The sequence below is a fragment of the Candidatus Magnetobacterium casense genome, from assembly GCF_019173545.1.
GTDB lineage: Bacteria > Nitrospirota > Thermodesulfovibrionia > Thermodesulfovibrionales > Magnetobacteriaceae > Magnetobacterium > Magnetobacterium cryptolimnobacter.
The window spans coordinates 1-2,331 of record NZ_JABXWD010000480.1; the positions used below are offsets into that span (position 1 = coordinate 1).

At 49.1% G+C, this 2,331-nt stretch carries 3 protein-coding genes and 1 pseudogene; all 4 read right to left on the minus strand.

The genetic code is table 11. The features are described from left to right. Nucleotides 1–227: 227 nt before the first annotated feature. Nucleotides 228–419 carry a hypothetical protein gene (locus tag HWQ67_RS16560; RefSeq protein WP_218253793.1) on the minus strand — a complete coding sequence of 64 codons (192 nt, stop codon included), beginning with the start codon at nucleotides 417–419 and terminating at the stop codon, nucleotides 228–230. Then, a complete protein-coding gene (locus HWQ67_RS20065; RefSeq protein WP_255317331.1) occupies nucleotides 419–1,012 on the minus strand; it encodes an InlB B-repeat-containing protein in 594 nt (197 codons plus the stop codon). The genes HWQ67_RS16560 and HWQ67_RS20065 overlap by 1 nt, the downstream gene beginning before the upstream one ends. Further along, nucleotides 1,004–1,342, minus strand: a pseudogene (locus HWQ67_RS20070) (DUF1566 domain-containing protein); the annotation flags it as partial. The gene HWQ67_RS20065 and the pseudogene HWQ67_RS20070, both read right to left, overlap by 9 nt. Before the next feature lie 42 nt (nucleotides 1,343–1,384). After that, entirely contained in the window at nucleotides 1,385–1,534 is a 150-nt protein-coding gene (locus HWQ67_RS16570; RefSeq protein ID WP_218253794.1) for a hypothetical protein, read from the minus strand. Between the last annotated feature and the right edge of the window lie 797 nt (nucleotides 1,535–2,331).

Genomic DNA, 2,331 nt, shown 5'->3' on the forward strand with positions numbered 1-2,331 from the left:
CTAATTCCAGGGAACTAACAATCTTTATATCTTCTGGAAGCCCTTCTTTATCTGTATAGGATTGTTCGGTACAAGTGTTGTCAGCAACTGTAACCCCATAAACTCTTGCAATTGACTTGCATAACCGAACCATCCGTATTTTTCCGAGTTGTCGTTCTCAAGTACATATCTACCAATATAGGATATACTACCTTGTAATGTCAAGGCTTATTTTGGGGTGAATATATCTACGAGCTTTGAACTTTTTTACCTCTTTTTGTCTGCAACCCCGCATGAATACTATGCACATCTCTCCGTGTGTGCCTACTCGCCCAAAACCCAAGCCAGAGCATGTCATTGATGCCGTCGCCGTTGTAGTCGCTGGAGGTCTTCATGTCCCAGGAATCGGCGCCTGACCTGTGCTCCTTTAGCGGCGCCATTACACTGGCCGTACCGGATTTGGGTTTAACGAAGTCTCACCCTTTATCGTTATGCCATCCATCAGCCAGATGACATCCCTGCCCGTGACGGTGTTGTGCAGGTGGATGTCGGTCTTGCCGTTGCCGGAGCCGGAACTGCCGGAGGTGATCGTTATCCAGGCAGCGTTGCTCGTTGCCGTCCATGCGCATCCGGTGTTTGCCGTTACGCTGATGCTGTCACTGCCGCCGGAGGACGGGATGGTCTTGCTTGTTGGCGTGATTGATTTGCTGTTACAGTTTGGTGTGGGAGTGGGTGTGGGAGTTGAGGCTAAAGTAAACGTCGCTGTCACGCTCTTTACCGCAGATATCGTCAGCGTGCAGGTCGAGCTTGACCCGGTGCAATCGCCGCTCCAACCCGCAAACGCTGAAACGGAGTTTGCCGCCGCTGTCAGGGTTACAGACGTACCATTGCTATAGTAAGTCGTGCCGGTATTGCCGCTCCAAGAGAGATTACCCGTTGAAGCGGTTACTGTGCCGGAGCCTGTACCGGACTTCGAAATGGCCAAATTGACCAAATTATCAACTTGTCCGGCACGAACTGGCCAAACACACATGCCGTCGCTGGACTTACCGTCGGCGAGGACGAAGCCATCGACCATGCGGACGACCCACGCGAGGGACGTATCGTTAGCGTAGGTAGTCGACGACCAGTAGTAGTCAGACTGCACATTGGTAAAGGGATGACCGGATGGAAGCGATGGGCTATATATTGCACGGTCAACAAGGCTGAACAACTCTTTTCTGTTTGGCAGCCGCCAGTCGGTATAGCCATACGTACCAGCCCCGGTGTTCATTGATGCGACATAGTCCAGTGCCTGCTGCCATGTTTTGGTTGCAGCAGGAAGGTTGACGTCTTTTGTCCACATCAGCCCTGTGAGGTTATCGGTGGCCGTCTGGTTGCCGTTGTCCGTGAAACGCGGGCTGGGTCAGGCAACGCCCGCCTCGATTGCACCGTCGTCGCCCGTGGCGTAGGTGGTCGTCTGCCCCGTCTGCGGCAGTTGGATGGTACCGGCCATCACTATGGCGGGTAGCAGCAGTGACATGATTAGCATTGCTAAAGTAACTTTCTTCAACATTTGTTTCCTCCTTTATGTTTGTATTGCCCCATAATAGATTCCTGCTTTCGCAGAGCCTGCCCCTGAATTGAACAGGGGAATGACATATATGCCCGATGTTCACAATCCCCTAACGCATAGCACACCACCTCCCAATTTGAAGATTGTCTGAACCTTGTATTGATCACTTTGCTCCCTACGGTCGCAGGGCAGATTAATAGATTTACAGGATGAAGACAGGGAGGGTTTTTTTAACATAATCGATACAGTTCTTGGCCTGATAATCCCTTAATCCGTTAAATCGTGGTTCAGACAGTTTGAAAAGACAACACAACCCCTTAACTATCAGCCGGAGGTATACACGACGATAGTAAGGGTTATCGGTAATAAAGCAGATTAATAGCGGAGGTACGTTATACGCGCACGAGAGAGGGACAAGAACCGTGCCAAAACTTTACATCTTTACAACACATAAATGCTCGGGCACACTAAAAAACCCTCCTTGTTAAAATTCTTCACGGACACTATAGCAGCGCTGTAATAGCACAAGCATTTCAGAAAAGTCAATAGTAAAGATTTGGTGGGCCAGAAATTTTTTCTGAGTCACATTTAAACTTATGCGAGTAAAATATGTCTGAACCTTGATTTAACTGATGGCCGTATCAAGGATTTTTTTTTGGGCAGCAGTTTTTCGGCCCCGTATAGTATAATAAACCTTCATGAATAGGAGCACTATTCGCCCCCGCCCATGAAAATTGCGAGAGCCTTATGCATTGTGCCCTGGTTCTACTGCTCTTGACAGTTTTTTCATTCAACTG